Origin of the sequence: Vibrio sp. YT-17 (genome assembly GCF_033337375.1) — a bacterium.
Lineage (GTDB): Bacteria > Pseudomonadota > Gammaproteobacteria > Enterobacterales > Vibrionaceae > Vibrio > Vibrio alginolyticus.
The window spans coordinates 36,245-56,777 of record NZ_JAWOQP010000026.1 but is presented as its reverse complement, the minus strand read 5'-3'; the positions used below and the strand labels follow the sequence as shown (position 1 = coordinate 56,777).

The following is a 20,533-nucleotide window of genomic DNA, read 5'->3' as shown; positions in this document are numbered from 1 at the left end:
AAAAACGATGCAATAAGTTGGATAAAAAAGAGATATAGATAACATTTTAATGATAGAAAGCACTTTACGCTGCTAGGATTTAGCTACGCGTTGGATACGATACTCACAAAGCCCAATAGCTTACGCTAGATTCTAATATAATTACCTTTGGGCGATTTAGGACTCGTTATTAATTATGTTTCGCTTCGCTATTCCTTCGCCTTTGATGGCAGACTGGCAACACGTTCTGCGACAATGCTGTAATGTAACTCAAGCTCAGGGACAGCTTTATACTCTGAGCGATACTCAGCAGTGGCTATCGACTGAGGTGTCCACTTCAACCCAAAATCATCGTGCTATCGTCGATGTGATAACGCAAGTTGTCGATCACTTTACGCCGACAGATTTTACAGTTAGCCATACCCCCTTTGAAGAGCAAACCTTGAGCATTGGACCAGTTTGGCTACCTAATGGCGAATTGCTTGCCGTACTGACACTGACTCACCCTAATGATCAATCAACGGTTGTTTCGGCATGGCTAAGCGCAATCGCGGGGCGGCTCAGCTTTGATATCAACTTGTACTGTCAGCAAGAACAAACGCGACATCAAAGCGCGGAAATAAAGCCAACACCAACACTACAAGAGTTTATCGACTGCCTTGAAGACCACGTATGGATAAAAGGCATGGATGGTCTTTATTCGATGACCAACCGAAGCGTAGAAAATGCGTGGCAAAAAACCAACAGTGAAATCATTGGCAAAGACGATTTTGCTCTGTTTAGCCATGAACGTGCGGAAAAATTCATTGATGCCGATAAATTGGTGGTAGCCACGGGCACGCAAAATATTGTTGAAGAATGCCGTCAAATTGATGAAAACAATAACCCCACTTGGCTAGAAACCATTAAGTCTCCTGTCCGTGATCATGCGGGAAACTTAATCGGCATTCTGGGGATGACACGTAACATCACCCGCCGAAAAATGGTAGAAACGCAGCTCTCCTTAGCTTCCCAAATTTTCAACAATTCGCAAGAAGGCATGGTCATTACAGACCGCAATGCCAACATCATTGATGTAAACACGGCTTTTACCCAAATTACAGGTTACCGCTCTGAAGAGGTGATAGGAAAAAACCCACGAATTCTGCGCTCAGGCCATCATGATCAAGGTTTCTATCAACAGTTGTGGCATCAACTCGAAAACAAAGGCCAATGGAAAGGCGAATTCATCAACAGAAAGAAAGATGGCAGCATTTATCCGCAATTAGCGACCATTAGCGCCGTAATGGACGATAAAAACCACCTTATTAACTACATTTGTGTGTTTGAAGATATCTCTGTGCGTAAGGCACACGAAGAAAAGCTGCAGCGCATGGCTTTTTACGATCCATTAACCAATCTACCCAATCGCACCCATTTACTCAGCTTACTCGAACAACACATCGAAACCGGACACAAAAACCAGCAGACGTTTGCCACCCTATTCTTAGATATCGACCATTTCAAACACATCAACGATAGCATGGGCCACTTCTGTGGTGACCAACTGCTGTCTAAGTTAGCGATTCGTCTGCAAGATGTTCTTCACCTCAATGCGCATGTGGCTCGCATTGGCGGCGATGAATTTGTGATTATTTTGCCAGACATCCATAGTGATGTTGCCTTACTGGAAACCGTCGGCGATATTCTAAGCGTATTCCAGCAACCATTCGACTTGGCAAACCACGACTCACTTCGTGTCTCGACCAGTATTGGTATTGCCTTGTACCCAAGAGACGGTCAAGACAGTGAAACCTTACTGAAAAACGCAGACACCGCGATGTACTTAGCGAAGAAAAATGGACGCAACGGCTACGCGTTTTACTCACCGGATTTGACCGATAAATCCGTATCCCATGTACGCATTCAATCCGCTTTGCATCAAGCAATAGAAAAACAACAACTCCGGTTAGAATTCCAACCGCAATACAACTTGGAACAAAATTCGATTGTCGGCGTGGAAGCTTTATTACGCTGGCAGCATCCAGAGTTTGGCCTTGTACCACCAGCAGACTTTATTCCAATTGCAGAAAAAACAGGGCTGATTCAAAGTATTGGTGAGTGGGTGTTACAACAAGCTTGTTTGCAAGGTAATGCTTGGCTGGACCAAGGCATCGAGTTTGGCAAAATCGCCGTCAATGTTTCTGCGTTGCAGCTTCAGCAGTCAAATTTCATTCAGCGATTAAGTACTATCCTCGATAACACCGGATACCCTGCCCAACGGTTAGATTTGGAGATCACAGAGAGCTTTTTACTGATCGACCCTCAACAAGCCATTGCATCGTTAAATCAATTACGAGAGCTGGGTATTGAGATTTCTCTGGATGACTTTGGAACTGGCTATTCGTCTTTGTCTTACTTGAAAGGTTTGCCAATCAACAAACTGAAAATTGACCGCTCATTTGTCAGTGATGTCCCAAGTAATAGCGACAGCAACGCGATTGTGAATGCCATTATTGCCATGGGAAAAACGCTGTCGTTGAAAGTCGTCGCGGAAGGGATAGAAACTCGGGAACAAGCCGATTATTTATTCGAAAAAGGCTGTATTTATGGTCAGGGATATTTATTTAGTCAGCCAGTGAGCGCTGAAAAACTGTTTCGTTGAACCAGCTTGCTCCTCAAGTCACTCTCGCGGTGCTACGTCCGCGGAGGTGATTTGTTTTGCTTGATTTTGGGGTGATTGGCATAGCTCTAGACGATCAACCAAAATATTGATACAAACCAGCAACGGCACACCGATCAATAGTCCCATTCCGCCCCAAAGCCAGCCCCAAAAAACAAGCCAAACAAAAATCACTAACGGGTTTAAGTTAAACCTTTTCCCCAATAGTGTCGGTGTAACAAACTGACTTTCAATCAAATTGAGCAGTAAATAGATAGACACCACCGTCAGCATAAAACTGACCGACTCCAACTGAAGATAAGCAACAAAGCCAAAGCTCACCATGGATATGACAGGGCCGAGGTACGGCGCAAAATTCATCACGCCTGCAAATGCGCCCCATAGAAATGGATCTTCAAGACCTAGAACAAAAAACACGGCCCCAACACTCAACCCCAGCCCCGCATTCACTAAAGTGATGGTGCCAATGTATCGAGATAGGTCTTTCTGTAGCGCTTTGACCAACTCAATCGCTTGGCGCTGTTTGGCGAACCCATGTAAGTAAGACACTGACTTTCGAAATAAGCTTCGTCCATGATTGAGCATAAAGTAAACCATAAACAGCACGATCATCGCTTGTGTCAAAATCGTCGGCGTAGTGGTCGCGAGCGTTTTTACCAAAGAAAATACGGTGTTGTTCCCGACCTCATCCATACTCATATCGTTGGCGATATTCAATGGAGTATTAAGGTGATCAGCCGAAGCTTTAGTAACTTCGCTTACTTCTTGCGACACATTTTTCACGATACTGGGCAGGTCAGACCACCATTGCTTGGCGGGCTCCGACATGGCGGCAAGACCAATAATTGAAGCGCCAACGAGGAATGACAGCGTCAACACGACGGTAATAGCACGTGGTAAACCTTTGTCTTCAAGATAATTAATGAAAGGGCTGCACAGCAGAGAAATAAAGGTGCTAAGCACAATAGGTAACAATATTGGCTTGGCAAAATACAGCCCTGGGACGAGTAACAGGACGAGAAGCGTTGCACCAATCGCAGTGTTGGCAGGAATGTTCAATTTCGCTGTCATAATAAGCTCAGAATCGGTAAGAAAATTTTGCGGTGAAATCCGCTATTAGAGTGGTTCGCCCTCTGTCGTCGCAGCGTTGCTTACTTGTGTTGCTGCATTTCCATTTTGCTCCGCATCTGACTCATCCAGAGAAGCTGCCGCGACCGGCTTTGTGAGCGAATCGGTAATATCAGACACGCTGCTAACCAATAGCCCCATTGACGAAATAGAAGAAGTCAGTCGAGACAATCGACCTGCTTTTGCTGCGGTAACGGCAACGACAGCACTAATGCCTAATGTCGTCCAAGGGTTTTCTCTCACAAACTTCTTGGTGGTAAACGTGAACATTTCCATCGACAAACAACATTGCTCTAGAGATGCTTTACCTTCCATCCGCTTGATCCGCATGGCTCGATTGAGCTTTTGTAGCGAGCGCATCCCACCCCTCCTGTAATTGTTCTGTCGTATTTTTGAATCCAAGAAATCCAACTAAACGCTTCTGCCACCAGGCTAAAGCAAATAATGCCAAGCCTAATGATGTGATAAATACACCCACGGCAACATATACGTTGGCAGTTAACTGATAAGCCACCACCCCAGAGGCAAGGCACAAACTGAATACGAACAATACCGACAATAGGGTAAAAACAACGGTACACAGCAAAATCTGACGCACTGCGGACACGTTAACTTTCATCTCCAAGAGGAACAAATCCAACGTTGAACCTGACCATGCTTTTAGCGATTTCGTCAGTTGGTCCAATTGCGCAAGAATGCTGCTCAAACCATTAATGGTTTGTTGGATATCCTGTTCTTCTGCCCCATCAGGGGCTCGGCCGCTGTCTGAAGCCGCCGAGCCTGATTGCTGATTGGTAACTTGCCCTGAGTTATTCATGTGAAGCCTCGCCTTTCTGTTGTGTGGCTTAATCCTTGGTGACCACTATTATTTGATCAGCTTCGAAACCGCCCAACCAGCAAGGAAGGCACAGCCTATGCTCAGCAATGGGCGCTCCTTGATTACATTTTCTGCCGACTTAGTCGCCTGCTGAACTTGCTGTGCACCGACATCCAGCTTCTCTTTGGCTTGGTCTTTCATCGCGCCAACGGCTTCCGTCGTGGCTTGTTCCGCTAAGTGATATGCTTCTTCTAACTGCTCTTGAGGTTTTACTGTGCTTTCTTTTGTAGTAGCCATAACTAGCCTCCATTAATGAGTTGAATAGTGAATCAAGTGAAACAATGTTTGACCTCACTTACTCCCTACAAAGCCATATCCATGCCAGAATTTTAAGTTATTGTTTTTTATTGATTTTATTTTCATTTCGATAAAAAGCCGTATCTGTACGTGTAATTCTTTCCAAGCTTTCCCCGCCATTCTTGTAATTTTTTCTTAGCGCCTTACCGACTGTTAGTAAGTTATTGCAAAAAAAGATATTAAGTCACTGATTAATAAGACTTAAAATTCATTGGCATACAACCTGCAATTAAAGATGAAACATCGTGTTTGTATTCCATACGCTCAAACACCCCTATCACCAGTAAATAAGGAGTGGCATATGAAAAATGAAAACATCGCCTCAATCATTGAGCTTATCGAAAGCGGAAATGAAATTTACAACAAGGCCATCGAGAACATCGACAACACTTCTTTGAATAATGTGTTGGTAGAACTGCTCAGAGTACGTGAGCGTGCAGTCATTGAGCTCACTCCCTACTCTCTAGCAAGTAACAATGAAGAATCTGCCGACGACACTCCGGTTTCCTACACCATCAAGGCGCGTGAGGTCTACAGCGACGTGATGAAGGAAGTGTCCTCTGACAAAGAGTCTATGTATTTAGAACAGCTTGAAGGTGTCGAAAGCAAGGTACTCAAAGAGATTGAGAATTTGATTACTTCCCACCCAGAGCAGGCGGATAACTCGGTTCTGCTGAAAGTTCGTAGCGATATAAAAAGCTGCAAAGAAAAACTCAGCAGCATCAGCCTTATTAGCTAAAACCTGGTGGTCGCCTTTGCAATAAAGCTCGGTATTGAGCAAAGAACAAAGAAATGGCCAACTTGCTTTGGCCATTTCTGACAAGCCCACAGGCGCATTAACATAACCGTCACGAGAAATGTCCCACGACAATAATCACAAATAAAGAGGTCACTATGACATTGGATAACAATCGAGTAAGGGAGCTACTCGTAAAAATGACACACCATCGCCAAACGTGTTTGCCTCTCGTTAACCCGCAATCACATATGACACTCGCAAGAGCGGCATATCGATTCGTGAAAATAGAAAAAGTGATGATCAAAAAGATGGCGAAGCTGTTTTTCGACCAAGATGGTGAACAATTCATTGCAGAAAATGCCACCGAATACGGCGTTGCCGAGCTAGGTAATTACAAAGAAATGCATTTTATGAATAAATTACTGTTAGATGATTTAAAAGCCCTGCTTAGAGCCATTGACGACACCAACTTAACCGCACTTGTTTCTTATTGGTTAGCTGCTTTACAAGTTGAAAACGATGAAATTGAAAAGCACTTACCTCAGGGTGAGTAATTATACTCGCCCTTCTTTCTTTCACTTTGTTTAAACCACATCCCCAATCAACCTAGTAAAAGGTGCAGATAGACAAAAGCCGCTGCATCTACGCAGCGACCTTAATAGCCTTTTTACGACGCACACCAAATCATCAAACAACACAGAAAAAGCGCCATGTAGAATACGAAGCAAATGGCGCGTAATCCGCGGATTATCTGTGTTAAAGCGAAGCTGATTTACGTCTCTGGCTTGGAACAAATACGTTCAATGACTTTGGACGCAGCTTGATTGCCAGTTGCTCATCAGAATACAGTTCACCATCAATCACATACTCAATCGGTTTATTCGCAGAAATAGTGACGCTCTGAGCCGTCGCGTATTGAAAATGTGTCGATTCTTCCTGTGCGCCTACGCTCGTTAATGTCAGATCCGACAATGCGATAAGACGTCCGCCTAAAGACTCGGTGTTATCTAAATATGTGATATGCAGCTTGCCATCATCAGGCTGCGGCGCATCACCACCTTGGGCAAGCAACGTACTAAATGGAGCGATATTCGCAACGACAAAACTATGGACGTCAAGCGTTTGTGTATTCTTGTCGTGGTTTCCATCTTCAGTTGGAGCGTCTAACGATACGGTTAAAGCTTGCGTTTCTTCCGCCACTACAGCATTAAAAAAGCCGGTGAGGTAAGCGAGTTGTCCAAAAACATTTTTCTCTTCTCGCTGAGCGTGCTCGATCATTTTCTGTTCTAGCCCAATGCCTAAGACCAATAAAATAAGCCGCTGATTACATTCCGCAGTATCAATACGTTGGCAGTGTCCGCCAAGCAACGCTTCACACGCTTTTTCGACCGGTGAGAATTTTGCGCCAACGCCATAGAGCACATGACATAACGCATTGGCAGTTCCGAGCGGAACAATACCGAGTTTTAGGTCGGTATCCACCAATTGGCTCGCCACCTCTGTTACTGTGCCATCGCCACCAGCTACGATGATTTGCTTAGCTCCACTTTCTTTTGCCTGTTGTGTTAGCTGCTCGGCGCTGAGGTTTGTGGTGGTTTGATGAATACTCAAGCGATATTTTTTGGTTAGTTCACGAATCAGGTGCTGTTCGTTTTCCTCCCATTTTCCGCCACCTGCAACAGGGTTAACCACCATCCAAGTGGATTGATCCAGCCCCAGTACGCCTTTTTCACTGATCGCTCGTAACGTTCTAATCTGTAATTTATTCAATCTCGCGGTACTGCGTACGTCATTGATTTTTTTCATCACGGATTCAACCGTCAGTGACGGGTCTTTGCTCAGTAAATACGCCGCCACAACAAACACTGAACGACCACGCCCTAACGCACAATGCACAACCACTGCCCGCGAGCACGAGATTTGAGTATCAATCCAGTTAATCGCATGGCGAAGGCGCTCTAGCGTTGGGGCTTTGTGGTCGAGTACCGGAATCGACAGGTAATGAAACTGCTTGTCGGTCATCGCGCTTTCAAGGCCTGCAAATTCTGCGGTGACATCGACAATACAAGAGATTTCATTGGATTCGAGAAAATCTAAGTCACTCTGAAACAAACGGCGAGATAGGTATAAATTGTCGCTGACTTTTTGGATTGGAGGTACTGTATCACGCCGTCTTTCCCAGGCGTTATACGCTCTAGCCCCCAATAAAAATGGGATGAATGCCCAGCGAATCCATCTGACAATCTTGCCATCTTGGTTTTTTCTAAAAATAGAGGGAATGTCGAATACGTAGGCTACGCTGACCAACGCTAAAGAAAGAGATATCCACAAGAACAGCAGACTAACGATAATTTGAGGCGCATAGATAGCGGCCAATAAACTGATCAGAGCGCCAAGAATATAATATTTGATGATAAACATTCGCTCTCCTTGCCTTCAGCGAGTGCACTTTTTAGTGGAATTTAGAATACGCGGGGGATTGAGCTTGGATACATGAACTTGAGTAAACGCCTTGATTGAGTGCCTTCCCGTGCCGAAATGGCACGAAAAGGTCCAACACTCTACCTAGCTTGCCATCTCTTCAACATAACCATCCGCTAGTTTCATTTTCTGCTTATCGGTCATTACCTTACCGGCTAACTGGAAGAAACGCTGCTCTTCTTCCTCAAGATGGTGCAACACTTTGTGACGCAAGGTTTTCATTAGGTTGAGCCACGCTGGCGAGCTCATATCGGTTGCATCAAGCTGTGCAATCACTTTATCAATTTCATGATGCTCTGCGATGCCATGGCGAGTGAGATCAATGGTCTTATCGCTATCTATTAAAGGCGCGTAGAAAAATCGCTCTTCTGCCGCTGCGTGCTGTTCGAGTTCCTCTTTAAGGTTGTGATAAAACTCTTCACGAGCGGGGGAATCTCCAGACGTTTCCATCAGAGCATCGAGTAAAAGGCGTTGCTTTTCATGACTCTCTTTCAGTACATCAAATATGTTTTTCATCTTTGACTCCTTATCTGATTGTAAACAATTGGGACAAAAGGAAGGGCGGTGATTGACCGCCCCTCTCTTACATAGCTATGCGTAAAAACCTAACCTGATTCGGCTAACAGTCTTGGTCTTCAGCGTTTAGGTTTTCTTTAATGTTTTCACATTCATCTTCAATCGCATTTTGGGTTTCTTCGGCGGCTTCATCTATCTTTTTGCCGGCCTGTTCCATTGGCCCTTCTTCACTACAAGCTGCCAACGCAAACACCAAACCGAATACTGCGGCGATACGGTAAATAAATGACGTAAGTCGCATGGAATCTCCTATCTATTTACGTTTTTTCTTCCCAGCAGAACAATCACTATTGATACAATTAATGACAATAGGAATAGGTAAAATATCACTTGCGCGATAGAGGCAGCAGCTCCTGCAATACCGGTAAAGCCTAATAGTGCAGAAATTAGTGCCAGTGCCAGAAAAATAAACATCCAACGAACCATAGTGTTACCTCCTAATAAAAGTGGATTAAATCACTCGGCTCGCTATTATTGAACCACTTCTAGCTTATCAATCACCTTATTTACGTCATTGGTGTTATTTGCAATTGAAATTGCAAGATCATGCTCCGCATCTGAATTAACTTTACCTGCCAACGTTACCGTTTTGTGTTCTGTCGTTACATCAATATCCGTGCCACTCACATTGGTATCCATTAGTAGGCGCGTTTTAACTATAGTCGTGATTTTAGAATCGGTCAGTGTAGCTAAAGCTTCTGAATCAGTTTCTTTCTTGCCTTCATTCACTACTGACAATTCGTTGTTTACTTTTTTCACACCATCAAGACCAGTAACAAGCTCTTCGGCAAGTGATTTTTCAAGATCATTGTTTACCGAACCAGAAAGGGTAACGACCTGATTCTCAACATCGGTATTGATATCAAAAGAGTTGAGATTGCTGTTTAGCAGTAGCGTGGTTTCAGCTTTACCATCTAGCCAAGCGTCCATGGATTCTTTTTCCCATTTATCACTCGCTAAGACTGCTGTAGATGAAGTAGCAAGAACTGACGTAAGTACAATTTTAGCTGCGATGTTATTCATGGTAATTCTCCTTTATTGACGTTGCACTTCCCTAGGAGCAAACCATGTGCCAACTTTATAACTTATTGTTTTTAATTAACTAATAAAGAAAAGAGGTAAAAATGAGATGAGCAATAAAGTATAAGCATGAATTATTTACACGTAAAAAATGTAATTTTTAATCGGTGATAAAGCCTCCGTCACTTGTGCCGAAATAACCTGATAAAACAGAAAGGCTATTTCTCCAGAATCAATTAATAGCAAAATTATTATTTAAAAAATAAAAATCTGAACAAAAGGAAATATCTACTGATGGCTCTCACCGATATATATCAAAAAGGGGCTAACAACATAAAAATACCGAACAAATCCTTAAATCTATGCTGACAATATTTTGTCTTGTGAAGTGAGAATAATCCACGTACATTGTTTCTGTCATAGTAAAGAGGACATTTCTATGTCGATGCCAAGCCTGTTTCTAAGAATACAAGATCCATCACTTAAAAATGCCATCGCTTCTTGCCAGGAACTGAACAAATTTCGTCTGCATGACATCGATGCCGCAGACCAATGGATTGAAGATTTCCTACAACTCAAACCGGAAGTTGCGATTGTTGAAGTCGCCCACTTTACTAGTGCAGATTATCAACGTCTTTCTAATATCGAAGACATCTACGATATGGACTTGATCATCATTAGCTCTGGCGCTCCAAACGAGAACTTGGATAAGCTGATGAACTTGGGTGCTATTTTTCACTACAGAAAGCCCGTTGATATTGCCATTCTGACGGACACCCTGAGTGAAGTCAGCCAGTACTATCAACACAAACAAGATCAAGGGCGTAAAGTGTCCACCAGCGATCTTGACCAATTTGGTCTTTTGGTCGGCTCTTCCTCTCCGATGCATCAGCTCTATCGTATGATCAGGCGCGTTGCTAAAACAGAAGCCAACGTCCTTATTGTCGGTGAAAGTGGATCAGGCAAAGAACTGGTGGCGCAGACCATCCACTTAGCGAGTGAGCGTAAACAGCAGCCCTTTATAGCGATTAACTGTGGTGCCATTAGCCCTGAATTGGTTGATAGTGAACTGTTTGGCCATGAGAAAGGCGCTTTTACCGGAGCAAATAAAACTCACCAAGGTGTATTTAAGCAGGCAGAGGGCGGCACCCTATTTTTAGATGAAATCACCGAGATGCCTATCGAGCATCAAGTGAAGCTATTGCGGGTGCTAGAAACCGGAGAGTATCGCCCAGTTGGCAGTAATACAGTTCATATCGCTAATACTCGCATCATTGCTGCTACAAACCGTGATCCTAAAATCGCCATTGAGGAGCAGTTCCTGCGTGAAGATCTGTTTTTCCGCTTATCGCATTTCCCATTAACGATACCGCCACTGCGAGAACGAGGCGGTGATATCGTCGGTCTGGCCAAGCACTTTATTGCGCACCGCAACGCCAATGAGGCAAAAACCAAAACGATTCTTGACTCTGCGATCCAAAAAATCGCTGCACACGACTGGCCAGGTAATGTCCGTGAGCTCAAACACACGATCGAGCGTGCATTTATTTTGGCTGATGACACCATCCGAGATGAACACCTTATCTTCGACACACCACCATTGGAAACAGGCACCAGCATCGAAGACCTTATTCCGGCGGGCGTTTCGCTAGAAGAGCTAGAAAAAGCCGCCATTCTCAATACCCTTGAAGAGAATCAAGGTAATAAAACGGAATCAGCGCAGGAGTTAGGCATTAGCGTGAAAACGCTCTATAACAAACTCGAAAAGTATCAAGACGAGTAACTCGCTATGGGAATACAAAAAGAGCACTGAATAAAACTCAGTGCTCTTTTTGTATCTTATCTTTTATGCAGTTAGGCTGCGTTTGGTGTTTGATTAAACCCACTGCCCCGCAACAAAGCCGCTCGACCAGCACCACTGAAAATTGTAGCCCCCTAGCCAACCAGTCACATCCATCACTTCACCAATAAAATAAAGCCCTTTAATGTCTTTGCATTCCATGGTTTTCGAGGATAAGTGATCAGTATCGACACCGCCGAGTGTCACTTCCGCAGTTCGGTAGCCTTCAGTGCCATTCGGGGCGATATCCCAATGCTCTAGACGCTCCACAATCGCCGCAAGCTCCTTTTGATTGAACTGTTTTAGCGGTTTATCGACTAGCTCTTTACGTTCAATTAAGACTTCAACCAGACGCTTAGGCAGCACTTTGGCAAGCGTATTCTTGAGTGACTGATTTGGATGCTTCTCACGACTGCGTTCTAATAACTCAGCAACATCATCGTTTGGCACAAGATTGATCAAAACCTTTTGTCCGGCCCGCCAGAATGAAGAAATCTGTAACACTGCTGGACCAGATAACCCACGATGTGTGAACAACAGGGCTTCTTTGAACATGGTGCCATCTTCAGCCGTAATTTCCGCAGGTACCGCGATACCAGATAACTCAGCAAAATCTTCTTTGTCTTCTTTATGCAGAGTAAATGGTACAAGACCTGCCGTGGTTGGGATAACTCGAAGACCAAATTGTTCCGCGACTTTATAACCAAATGGTGTCGCTCCCAGTTTTGGCATCGACAAGCCACCTGTTGCGATAACTAAAGACTCACATTCGACAATCTCAGTACCAACATGCAAACGAAAGCCTTCATCAATTTTTTCAATCGAATGAACATCGCATTGGTAACGCTGCTCGATGTTCGGCATGTCACACTCAGCTAACAACATCTTCACGATATCTTTGGCCGTAAATGCATCGACACAAAACAACTGGCCGTGATCACGCTCTTCGAACTCAATGCCATGTTTACACACCATCGAGATGAAATCCCAGTTAGTGTATTGGGAGAGCGCCGACTTAACAAAGTGCGGGTTTTGACACAAATAGTGATTAGCTGAAACGTCGTAGTTAGTGAAGTTACAACGACCACCGCCCGAGATAAGGATTTTACGTCCTGGCTTTTTAGCATGATCGAGCACCAAAACACGGCGGCCTCGCTTGCCTGCTTCTGCAGCACACATTAAACCTGCTGCGCCTGCGCCAATTACAACAACATCAAATTTCTCACTCATCGGTAGCTCTTAGACTGATTGGTATCGAATCAAAATAAAAAAGGATGTGCACATTGCACATCCTTGCTTTCTAGGCGCGACATTCTACCGACAAATACCGAAAGGGAAAAGCGCTTAAACTCTAAGCGCTCTGTATGTCCGCAAAATCTCAGACAGAACAACTTCTGGATTATTGACTCTTAGAGAATGAAGGCCGCAAGTAGCGTCACGCCGAGCAACGCGGTCGATAGAACAAACAATTCACGCACTCTTTCACACTTACCAGTAAAAATTTCATCGTGGTGATGATGATATTCTTTACTTTTAATGTAGTGATACAACCTCACCTGCTTGGTGACATTTCCATGAGTAGTAAAAAAACCATTACCATCAACTTGCTGATATAACAGCGGATGCGCTTCACGCATGATATAAATTAGAGAACGAAGAGCGGTGAGATACCGGATCATATTAACTCCAGTTACCACCATTAGCGCAAATAAGATTGTGTCTCCACTGATCATCTTTTCCTCCCTACATCTTCAACAATGCTCAAGAGAAAAAGACGACCAAGACTTCGTCTTTACCCGCTACTTACAACGTCCCAAAACGCGTTTACGCAGCTGGAGCATCCATGATTGAAGATGAACCTTCTTTCGCCATTTGTGCTAGATCTTTGTCGATGAAGAACAACGCTTTACCGTCTTCACCTACCAGTTCGATCTTATCTAAAATCCCTTTAAACAACTTCTCTTCTTCGTGCTGTTCTGACACGTACCACTGTAGGAAGTTAAACGTTGAGTAGTCTTGGCTAGTAAATGCAACGTGCGCCAGTTTGTTGATTTTTTCCGTGATCATTTGCTCATGTTCAAATGTCTCGCGGAAAACGTCACCTAGGCTCGCAAAGTCATGCTTTGGCGCATCAATAGCGCCTAAGATTGGCATTGAGCCAGTTTCACTCACGTAAGTGAATAGGCGTTGCATGTGCTCCATTTCTTCTACGGCGTGAGCGCGTAAAAATTCAGCCGCACCTTCAAAACCTTTGTCTTCACACCAAGCACTCATTTGTAAGTATAGATTGGATGAGAAAAATTCTAGGTTAATTTGCTCATTCAATTGTTCGACCATAGTTTGAGACAGCATGTTAACTCCTATTATTGTGCATGCAATATACCCAAGTAACCTCGAAATAAGTGACGCTGCGAGAATAGCTTGGTCTGGCAGACACGGCGAAGTTTCACTTCAACTCTAGTCAGTAACACTACGCTTATTTCAGCATATCAAAGTCACTTGGGTATAACGCCACTATAACATGATTACTGAGACAAGACTTTGTACCTACGGCACCGATATGAGATCACTTCAGCAAATTTTTTTTGGGGTTGGTGCTAATCTAAAACTATGACCTTACAAGGAGATAGCAATATGAGTTACAAACACATACTTGTGGCAGTCGACCTTTCAGACGACAGTAAAGTGTTGATTAAGAAAGCCGTATCACTGGCTAAACCTCTGGATGCGAAAGTCTCTTTTATTCACATCGACGTGAACTACGCAGAACTCTACACCGGGCTTATCGATATCAATATGGCAGAAGCGCAACATCAAGCAATGGAAGCATCGCGCACACAATTGGCAAACTTCGCTGAATATGCGCAATACCCAATTGCCCATACTTTAGTCGGTAGTGGCGATTTGAGTAATGAGCTGTGCGATACCATTCAAGATTACAGTATTGATTTGGTGGTTTGTGGTCATCACCAAGATTTCTGGAGCAAGATTCTATCTTCGACTCGACAGCTGATTAACTGCTCACCAGTCGATATGCTGGTCGTACCGCTAAAAGACTGATTGGCGCAGCGATAAAACTTGGTTAGACTGCGGGCACATTTGTTGTTGATAAAGATTCTCATCCATGGCTTATCTATCCGCAGTTACCCTACTTTGGGCATTCTCATTTAGCCTGATCGGCGTTTACCTCGCCGGTCAGGTTGATTCTTGGTTCTCGGTGTTCATGCGCGTGGCACTGGCGAGCCTGGTTTTCATTCCCTTTTTGAAATTCCGTGGCGTTAGCAAACCCCTGATCGCGAAACTGATGACCGTCGGTGGCTTCCAGCTCGGCTTGATGTATTGCTTCTACTACCAATCTTTTTTGCTCCTTTCCGTGCCAGAAGTATTGCTGTTCACCGTATTCACACCCATTTACGTCACGCTAATCTATGACTTCTTGAAAGGTCGCTTTTCACCTTGGTACTTAGTTACCGCTGCAATAGCCGTATTTGGTGCCGCCTGGATTAAATTTGCAGGCATTAATGAAGATTTCCTACTGGGCTTTTTGGTCGTACAAGGAGCAAACCTCTGCTTTGCCATCGGTCAGGTGGGCTACAAATATATCATGGAGAGTGAACCCGTCGATTTGCCACAACACACCGTGTTTGGCTACTTCTACTTAGGTGCACTTTGTGTAGCAACCGTGGCTTTCGCGCTCATGGGTAACCTCGACAAACTACCTACCACTGCAACACAATGGGGCATTCTGACATACCTTGGGTTGATTGCTTCTGGTTTTGGTTACTTTGCTTGGAACAAAGGCGCGACTATGGTGAACGCAGGTGCACTGGCAGTAATGAACAATGCATTGGTTCCGGCGGGCTTGATTGTAAACATTGTGATTTGGAACCGCGATGTTGATGTCATGCGACTCGCCATTGGCGGTGCGATCATCATGCTATCCCTATGGATTAACGAAACCTGGGTGAAAAAGCGCGTCGAAATGAGCTACGCCAATAAGTAACGCCATCGCTACTAACAAATATTCCAGCAATAAAAAACGCTCTCCGACTGGAGAGCGTTTTTTTATTTGATTAATGCACTTTGGCTTGTGAGATTGCGTTCATCAAAGCATTAGGTGGCGTTGGCAGAAACACTTCTAGTTTCGCATTACGCGCTTCCAGTTTACGCTGACGCTTAAGTAACTTTTGTTGTTTTTTCGCCACTTTTAGCAACTTCTTTTGCTGCTTATAGTGCTTTTTCAGTGCTTTTTTCGCTTTCTTGAGCGATTTTTTATCCGCTAAATCAAACCATACTGATGCGTCGGCTCTTACTGGCTCCGGAGATTTTTCGGCTTGTTTTTTCTCTTTCACGCGCTCAACAACACGCTTCACAATCGCGGCTTTTTCGTTGCTTTGTTTAGTGGTCACTGGAATCGCTTGTGATGGCAGAGCTTCAACCAATAAGCCACATGCTTGTTGCTCACTCAATGGCTTGTCTTGGCATTTTTGTGGAGGAATTGCGGCTGGCTTACAAAGGGTATCTTTGGCCGATGAAGAGCGTGCGCAAGAACGACAAACGAATTTTGGTGCGACAACTAAACGATGGATATCACCAAGTTCTGCCGCGATCTGTTTGCGACTCATTTTACATAAACGTTTAGCCATTCTACTACTCCAGCTTCCCAGTTATCGACCGCATCACAACAAGTGAAATAATAATAATTCTTAGTTAGATATACAGTCAGGAAAGGGAATTAGCAAGAGAAAACTATCAATAGAGACGAGGAAAGAGAAGCTGAGTCACAGCACGATACACCGTACTGTGACAAGAAAAGTTGAGCCGTCAGGAAGTTATGCCATCGATGCTTTAACATAGACATCGAAGCGATTTTTTTTCGTTTCAATCGCCATGGTCGGTTTTTTCTCGTTCAGCCAGTTAGCATAGTCTGGGCGTTTAACTACTACACGCTTTGTGGCTAACGCCATGGCTGGTTCTAGTAGGCCATCGGCGTCCAAATCGGCGCCAACCAACGATTGGAAAACGCGCATTTCTTTTTTCACGAGCGCCGACTTCTTTTTATTTTCTGGATGCGGATACATCGGGTCAAGATACACCACATCTGGCTGGACAAAGTCTTTATCTTGCGCCAATTGTTCCAACGCATCATGGCTAGAAGCATGGATTAGCGACATGCGCTCAGATACCCAGGTGCCGATTTCTGGGTCTTGTTTCGCTCGATCCAAGCCATCATCTAACAAAGCCGCAACGACTGGATGACGCTCGACCATCTGCACTTTACAACCTAGCGAGGCGAGCACAAACGCATCACGACCAAGACCTGCCGTGCCGTCTAACACGGTTGGCGTTGCCCCTTTGTTCAACCCCGCAGCTTTCGCAATTGCCTGGCCTTTACCACCACCGAACTTGCGACGATGACCGACCGCACCACCAATCAAATCCACAAAGATTGCACCCAGCTTTGGCTCATCCACTTTACGTAGCTCCAAACGCTCGGTGGTTAGCACCAAAGCAAAATCGCTATCGTCAGTGTGTGAAAGCTGCCAACGCGCAGCGAGTTCATCAAGATGAGATTGTTGAGACGGGTTTTCACAGATCAATTGCAGTTGCAAAAGGAGGCTCCAATAAAAATCGAGGTAACTGGCGCTGAGTGTATACCTAAGTTACCTATTAATGCTAGGTTGAGCTTGCTACGCAGAGGTTATACAGCCGTCAGTTGCTCCACTAGCTCAGAAAGCGGCTTAGGATGGCCAATACCGTAGCCTTGGCCGTAGTCCACACCGAGGTCTATCAAATGCTGCATGACCTGGTCATTTTCGACAAACTCCGCCACCGTCACTTTGCCTAGTTGCTTCGCCAAGTCATTGATTGAACGAACCATCACGCGGTCCATTTCATTTACGTTGATATCTTGCACGAAAAGACCATCAATTTTCACGATATCGACAGGAAGTTTCTTTAAGTAACCAAATGAAGACAATCCAGATCCGAAATCATCCAATGCAATCATGCAACCCAAAGACTTTAGCTTGGTAAACAACTCAATGGCTTGATCCAGATTGCTCATCGCCGCTGTCTCGGTGATTTCTAAGCAGATTTTTTCACACGGCAGAGTCGAACTTTCCAATCGCTCCAATAAGAAGTCAATAAACTCTTGATTCCCCATAGATTGACCTGAAAGGTTTATCGAACAGCGACCAAGCTGTTCAACCACCTCAGGACGCTGTTCAAACCACTCTAGTGTTTGAGTAATAACCTGCTTATCAATCCAATGGGCAATGTTGTAGCGCTCGGAAGCAGGGATAAACAGCGCAGGAGAAACATAATCACCGTACCCATTGCGAATACGCACCAAAATCTCAAAATACATTTGAGTCTCGTGCTTTTGTAAGCTTTTTATCGGTTGAGCAAACAGTTCTAAACGTTGATTCGACAATGCCTCATGCACCAAATTGACGCTCTGCATTTCCATCTGACGACGCTGCAACTCTTCGTTATCTAAGCTGAATAGATTATAGCGGTTACGGCCTTGCTCTTTAGCGGCGTGACAAGCAGAGTCTGCTTGAGCGTGCACCATTTGTGGCGTATCAGCGGTATGATCGATGATACGGATACCAATTGAGCAACTGATGAACAGGCGTGTGTCTTCCCAAATAAAGAGGTGTTCGCTTAGTGTCGAGATGATCAGTTTGGCAATATTGATGGCGCCATATTCGTCACAGTCTTTGAGTAACACCGCAAACTCATCGCCTCCCATTCGAGCCAAGATGGAATTGTACGGCAGAACGCCTTCCAGCATACTTGCGCAGAATTGAATCGCCGCATCACCTGCATCATGCCCAACCGTATCATTGAGGACTTTTAGTTGATCTAAGTCGAGGTACAACATGGCGTGGACTCGACGATGGCTGTCCACTTCGCACAGTGCGGTCTTAAGCTCTAGTTCAAAATGGTTTCTGTTGTAAGTCCCCGTCAGTAAGTCATAGCGAGCTTGGTATTCCAATTTCTCGGAGAGCAGTTTGGTTTCGGTAATATCTTCGCCCACAATCAGCAGTTGCTCAGATTCACTCAGCGGACGAATATTCTCGCGCACCCAAACACGATGACCATTTGCATGACGATACTCGACTTCACGTCGCCAAACACCATGCACTTGCTGGTTGGGTTGCAATAACACTTGGCGAGGGAACAGCACTTTGTCATCAAAATAGAACTCCCTCAGGCGATGTCCGAGCATGTCCATCGGTTTGTAGCCAAGAAGTAGTTGAGCAAATCGATTCACTTCTTGAATTCGGTTATTACTATCAAGCGTCACCATCATCACGGGCTGCTGCTCATAATAGTTGCGTAGGGTTGACTCACGTTGGTAGAGCTTGTCCTCCATCAATTTACGACTGGTAATATCGCGCGCTTCAAACAAGTATTGCTTATGATTCCCTACTTGCTGAGAAAAAGGCTTGAGCGAAACTTCTAACACCAAGGCGCCGTGTTCTTTACTCCAAATTTCAGCTTCAAACGTCGACACTTGATGGTGAGGCGCATGGAAATACTCCTCTAGCAGCGCTTGGGCTTTCTCACTCCAGTTGGGATGAAACCAAAGTGGTCGGTCTAAACGCAGTCCTTGGTGATAAAGTAAGGATTGAAGGTGATCGTTGCCCGATTTAAGCACACCGTTGGCATCCAAAATGCCCATATACTGCATGCTCTGATCGAAAATCGATTCTAGAATAGCCTGGCTTTCTCGCGCAGCGCTCTCACTGCGACGCATCCGCTGTAAATAATAACCCATCAGCAAAATGACCACCGACATCACCACAAACAGACTACCAAACAGGCGAATTTCCTTGGCAAAACGTTCAGAAAGCTTCATTGGCTTATTAAAAAATACCGCAGAAACCTCTTGTTCAGCCCCCAATCCCCAACGCGCTACCGCTTGGTAATCGAGCTTTATTTCAGAATCACTTTTTTTCACGGCAGGCAGAGGCTGATCAGGGTTATCCAAAACGAATTCAAGCATCTCTGCACTCTCAATACCATGCCGATAACCACTTTGAATAACCCCTCCAACTGCGCCATGACCCAAACCAATGTCATGCACCATAAACAGCGGCGCGTTTGAGACTTTGTTGACACCAACCCAGTCACGCTCGCTGCCAACCATACCTTGTTTATCTCGGTAATAGGTCCAGAACAAGACGACTTTATCGGAACTCAGTTTTGCGACTTGTTGTTTTAGATCGATGATGCTGTCTGGGACAAGTTGTACGATTTTGTCTCGATATTGCGGGAACTTGAGGACAAAATTGTCGATTTGATAACGCAACACCTCACCGGTCACCGAGTGGTCACTGACGATGAGAACTTGTGTGTAGTTCGGATGTAAGCGCTCAATAAGAGCGAGATTCGCTTCCAAATCGACATCTTCCATGACTCCGGTTGCATTCAGAGAACGATGTAAAGAAGGATGGTAGTTATTAATGCCGTTAAATATAACTGGGGTGTCTTTGATGATTGGGGCTAAACGCTGCATGAGTTCAAGCGCATTGTTATCGCTCACTAAAATGGCATCGAATCGCTCTTTGCGTAATTTCGTAAGATATAAGGATTTTAGTTGTGCAAAAAACTGCTCACTCTGGTTACGTTTCGAGTCTAGATAGAGCACACGCATGTCCAGCGCTCGATCGCCCAGCTGTTGCTCGATGCCTCGCTGTATGGAGTCCGTCCAGAAAAAACCCTGATGATAGGAGTGCACGACCAACACCTTCGGATCTGAGGCCGTAGCAAACGCGCTCCAACATAGCGCGGCAATAACCAGAAAACGCTGCACATTATCTCCATAGCTCGGAGTTAACCCGCAGTTACTCCTGCCAAACCTTGTGAATCCTATCCGCTATGAGTATAAAAGGGAGGTAAAACTCTATCCCTAACGGAAAT

Annotated in this window: 21 protein-coding genes; 6 read left to right on the top strand and 15 right to left on the bottom strand. The window is 44.7% G+C overall.

What is annotated here, in order from left to right; translation table 11 throughout:
* The first annotated feature begins 175 nt into the window (after nt 1-175).
* The gene (locus tag R7F67_RS20400; protein WP_318057325.1) at nt 176-2,623 is read left to right on the top strand and encodes an EAL domain-containing protein; all 2,448 of its coding nucleotides are present in this window, start codon (nt 176-178) and stop codon (nt 2,621-2,623) included.
* 18 nt (nt 2,624-2,641) lie between these two features.
* Here R7F67_RS20400 and R7F67_RS20395 read toward each other — a convergent pair whose 3' ends face one another.
* Genes R7F67_RS20395 through R7F67_RS20380 form a run of 4 tightly spaced genes read right to left on the bottom strand, consistent with a single transcriptional unit; the run spans nt 2,642 to nt 4,883 of the window.
* The gene (locus R7F67_RS20395) at nt 2,642-3,712 is read right to left on the bottom strand and encodes an AI-2E family transporter (RefSeq protein WP_318057324.1); all 1,071 of its coding nucleotides are present in this window, start codon (nt 3,710-3,712) and stop codon (nt 2,642-2,644) included.
* A gap of 45 nt (nt 3,713-3,757) precedes the next feature.
* The gene (locus R7F67_RS20390; protein ID WP_005379200.1) at nt 3,758-4,084 is read right to left on the bottom strand and encodes a hypothetical protein; all 327 of its coding nucleotides are present in this window, start codon (nt 4,082-4,084) and stop codon (nt 3,758-3,760) included.
* Nucleotides 4,074-4,586, bottom strand: coding sequence for a phage holin family protein (locus R7F67_RS20385; RefSeq protein ID WP_005379198.1), 513 nt, complete (start codon nt 4,584-4,586; stop codon nt 4,074-4,076). The genes R7F67_RS20390 and R7F67_RS20385 overlap by 11 nt, the downstream gene beginning before the upstream one ends.
* A 48-nt stretch (nt 4,587-4,634) precedes the next feature.
* Entirely contained in the window at nt 4,635-4,883 is a 249-nt protein-coding gene (locus R7F67_RS20380) for a hypothetical protein (protein WP_005379196.1), read from the bottom strand.
* 361 nt (nt 4,884-5,244) lie between these two features.
* On the opposite strand from R7F67_RS20380, the gene R7F67_RS20375 reads away from it, so the two are divergent.
* Together R7F67_RS20375 and R7F67_RS20370 are read left to right on the top strand one after the other, a co-directional pair.
* Complete coding sequence (locus R7F67_RS20375) at nt 5,245-5,682, top strand: DUF2383 domain-containing protein (RefSeq protein ID WP_005379194.1); 438 nt, start codon at nt 5,245-5,247, stop codon at nt 5,680-5,682.
* A 155-nt stretch (nt 5,683-5,837) separates the two neighbouring features.
* Nucleotides 5,838-6,236: a hypothetical protein gene (locus R7F67_RS20370; RefSeq protein WP_005379193.1), complete on the top strand. Its 399-nt coding sequence runs from the start codon at nt 5,838-5,840 to the stop codon at nt 6,234-6,236.
* Nucleotides 6,237-6,438: 202 nt separating this feature from the next.
* Here R7F67_RS20370 and R7F67_RS20365 read toward each other — a convergent pair whose 3' ends face one another.
* The 5 genes from R7F67_RS20365 to R7F67_RS20345 all read right to left on the bottom strand — a co-directional run bounded on the left by R7F67_RS20365 (nt 6,439) and on the right by R7F67_RS20345 (nt 9,762).
* Nucleotides 6,439-8,103, bottom strand: a complete 1,665-nt coding sequence (locus R7F67_RS20365) for a diacylglycerol kinase family protein (protein ID WP_025768288.1) — start codon at nt 8,101-8,103, stop codon at nt 6,439-6,441.
* Between the two features lie 144 nt (nt 8,104-8,247).
* On the bottom strand, nt 8,248-8,679 hold the full coding sequence (locus tag R7F67_RS20360; protein WP_005379185.1) for a hemerythrin domain-containing protein: 432 nt from the start codon (nt 8,677-8,679) through the stop codon (nt 8,248-8,250).
* 103 nt (nt 8,680-8,782) lie between these two features.
* The gene (locus tag R7F67_RS20355; protein WP_005379178.1) at nt 8,783-8,980 is read right to left on the bottom strand and encodes a hypothetical protein; all 198 of its coding nucleotides are present in this window, start codon (nt 8,978-8,980) and stop codon (nt 8,783-8,785) included.
* An 8-nt stretch (nt 8,981-8,988) separates the two neighbouring features.
* Nucleotides 8,989-9,165: a DUF1328 family protein gene (locus tag R7F67_RS20350; protein ID WP_005379177.1), complete on the bottom strand. Its 177-nt coding sequence runs from the start codon at nt 9,163-9,165 to the stop codon at nt 8,989-8,991.
* 45 nt (nt 9,166-9,210) lie between these two features.
* On the bottom strand, nt 9,211-9,762 hold the full coding sequence (locus R7F67_RS20345; RefSeq protein ID WP_047103707.1) for a BON domain-containing protein: 552 nt from the start codon (nt 9,760-9,762) through the stop codon (nt 9,211-9,213).
* A gap of 436 nt (nt 9,763-10,198) precedes the next feature.
* Here R7F67_RS20345 and R7F67_RS20340 point away from each other — a divergent pair, with 436 nt between their 5' ends.
* A complete protein-coding gene (locus R7F67_RS20340) occupies nt 10,199-11,542 on the top strand; it encodes a sigma-54 interaction domain-containing protein (RefSeq protein ID WP_238844391.1) in 1,344 nt (447 codons plus the stop codon).
* Between the two features lie 93 nt (nt 11,543-11,635).
* Here R7F67_RS20340 and R7F67_RS20335 read toward each other — a convergent pair whose 3' ends face one another.
* The 3 genes from R7F67_RS20335 to ftnA form a co-directional block, all read right to left on the bottom strand.
* On the bottom strand, nt 11,636-12,829 hold the full coding sequence (locus R7F67_RS20335; RefSeq protein ID WP_318057323.1) for an NAD(P)/FAD-dependent oxidoreductase: 1,194 nt from the start codon (nt 12,827-12,829) through the stop codon (nt 11,636-11,638).
* A 179-nt stretch (nt 12,830-13,008) separates the two neighbouring features.
* Nucleotides 13,009-13,332 carry a universal stress protein UspB gene (gene uspB, locus R7F67_RS20330; RefSeq protein WP_005382937.1) on the bottom strand — a complete coding sequence of 108 codons (324 nt, stop codon included), beginning with the start codon at nt 13,330-13,332 and terminating at the stop codon, nt 13,009-13,011.
* Nucleotides 13,333-13,423: 91 nt separating this feature from the next.
* Nucleotides 13,424-13,951 (bottom strand): non-heme ferritin, encoded by a 528-nt coding sequence (gene ftnA, locus R7F67_RS20325; protein WP_005379167.1) that lies wholly within the window; start codon nt 13,949-13,951, stop codon nt 13,424-13,426.
* Between the two features lie 282 nt (nt 13,952-14,233).
* On the opposite strand from ftnA, the gene uspA reads away from it, so the two are divergent.
* Nucleotides 14,234-14,659, top strand: coding sequence for a universal stress protein UspA (uspA, locus tag R7F67_RS20320; RefSeq protein WP_005379165.1), 426 nt, complete (start codon nt 14,234-14,236; stop codon nt 14,657-14,659).
* A 64-nt stretch (nt 14,660-14,723) separates the two neighbouring features.
* Nucleotides 14,724-15,602 (top strand): carboxylate/amino acid/amine transporter, encoded by an 879-nt coding sequence (locus R7F67_RS20315; protein WP_017635030.1) that lies wholly within the window; start codon nt 14,724-14,726, stop codon nt 15,600-15,602.
* 70 nt (nt 15,603-15,672) lie between these two features.
* On the opposite strand, the gene R7F67_RS20310 is transcribed toward R7F67_RS20315, so the two are convergent.
* From R7F67_RS20310 to R7F67_RS20300, 3 genes are all read right to left on the bottom strand, one after another.
* Nucleotides 15,673-16,245 carry a hypothetical protein gene (locus tag R7F67_RS20310; RefSeq protein ID WP_262671412.1) on the bottom strand — a complete coding sequence of 191 codons (573 nt, stop codon included), beginning with the start codon at nt 16,243-16,245 and terminating at the stop codon, nt 15,673-15,675.
* A 186-nt stretch (nt 16,246-16,431) separates the two neighbouring features.
* Complete coding sequence (locus tag R7F67_RS20305) at nt 16,432-17,211, bottom strand: class I SAM-dependent methyltransferase (protein ID WP_005379162.1); 780 nt, start codon at nt 17,209-17,211, stop codon at nt 16,432-16,434.
* 89 nt (nt 17,212-17,300) lie between these two features.
* Nucleotides 17,301-20,426, bottom strand: a complete 3,126-nt coding sequence (locus R7F67_RS20300) for an EAL domain-containing protein (protein WP_053307269.1) — start codon at nt 20,424-20,426, stop codon at nt 17,301-17,303.
* Between the last annotated feature and the right edge of the window lie 107 nt (nt 20,427-20,533).

Coding starts and splice junctions, on each gene's coding strand:
- R7F67_RS20400 (WP_318057325.1), top strand. CDS start 176: ATGTTTCGCTTCGCTATTCCTTCGCCTTTGATGGCAGACTGGCAACAC.
- R7F67_RS20395 (WP_318057324.1), bottom strand. CDS start 3,712: ATGACAGCGAAATTGAACATTCCTGCCAACACTGCGATTGGTGCAACG.
- R7F67_RS20390 (WP_005379200.1), bottom strand. CDS start 4,084: ATGGAAGGTAAAGCATCTCTAGAGCAATGTTGTTTGTCGATGGAAATG.
- R7F67_RS20385 (WP_005379198.1), bottom strand. CDS start 4,586: ATGAATAACTCAGGGCAAGTTACCAATCAGCAATCAGGCTCGGCGGCT.
- R7F67_RS20380 (WP_005379196.1), bottom strand. CDS start 4,883: ATGGCTACTACAAAAGAAAGCACAGTAAAACCTCAAGAGCAGTTAGAA.
- R7F67_RS20375 (WP_005379194.1), top strand. CDS start 5,245: ATGAAAAATGAAAACATCGCCTCAATCATTGAGCTTATCGAAAGCGGA.
- R7F67_RS20370 (WP_005379193.1), top strand. CDS start 5,838: ATGACATTGGATAACAATCGAGTAAGGGAGCTACTCGTAAAAATGACA.
- R7F67_RS20365 (WP_025768288.1), bottom strand. CDS start 8,103: ATGTTTATCATCAAATATTATATTCTTGGCGCTCTGATCAGTTTATTG.
- R7F67_RS20360 (WP_005379185.1), bottom strand. CDS start 8,679: ATGAAAAACATATTTGATGTACTGAAAGAGAGTCATGAAAAGCAACGC.
- R7F67_RS20355 (WP_005379178.1), bottom strand. CDS start 8,980: ATGCGACTTACGTCATTTATTTACCGTATCGCCGCAGTATTCGGTTTG.
- R7F67_RS20350 (WP_005379177.1), bottom strand. CDS start 9,165: ATGGTTCGTTGGATGTTTATTTTTCTGGCACTGGCACTAATTTCTGCA.
- R7F67_RS20345 (WP_047103707.1), bottom strand. CDS start 9,762: ATGAATAACATCGCAGCTAAAATTGTACTTACGTCAGTTCTTGCTACT.
- R7F67_RS20340 (WP_238844391.1), top strand. CDS start 10,199: ATGTCGATGCCAAGCCTGTTTCTAAGAATACAAGATCCATCACTTAAA.
- R7F67_RS20335 (WP_318057323.1), bottom strand. CDS start 12,829: ATGAGTGAGAAATTTGATGTTGTTGTAATTGGCGCAGGCGCAGCAGGT.
- uspB (WP_005382937.1), bottom strand. CDS start 13,332: ATGATCAGTGGAGACACAATCTTATTTGCGCTAATGGTGGTAACTGGA.
- ftnA (WP_005379167.1), bottom strand. CDS start 13,951: ATGCTGTCTCAAACTATGGTCGAACAATTGAATGAGCAAATTAACCTA.
- uspA (WP_005379165.1), top strand. CDS start 14,234: ATGAGTTACAAACACATACTTGTGGCAGTCGACCTTTCAGACGACAGT.
- R7F67_RS20315 (WP_017635030.1), top strand. CDS start 14,724: ATGGCTTATCTATCCGCAGTTACCCTACTTTGGGCATTCTCATTTAGC.
- R7F67_RS20310 (WP_262671412.1), bottom strand. CDS start 16,245: ATGGCTAAACGTTTATGTAAAATGAGTCGCAAACAGATCGCGGCAGAA.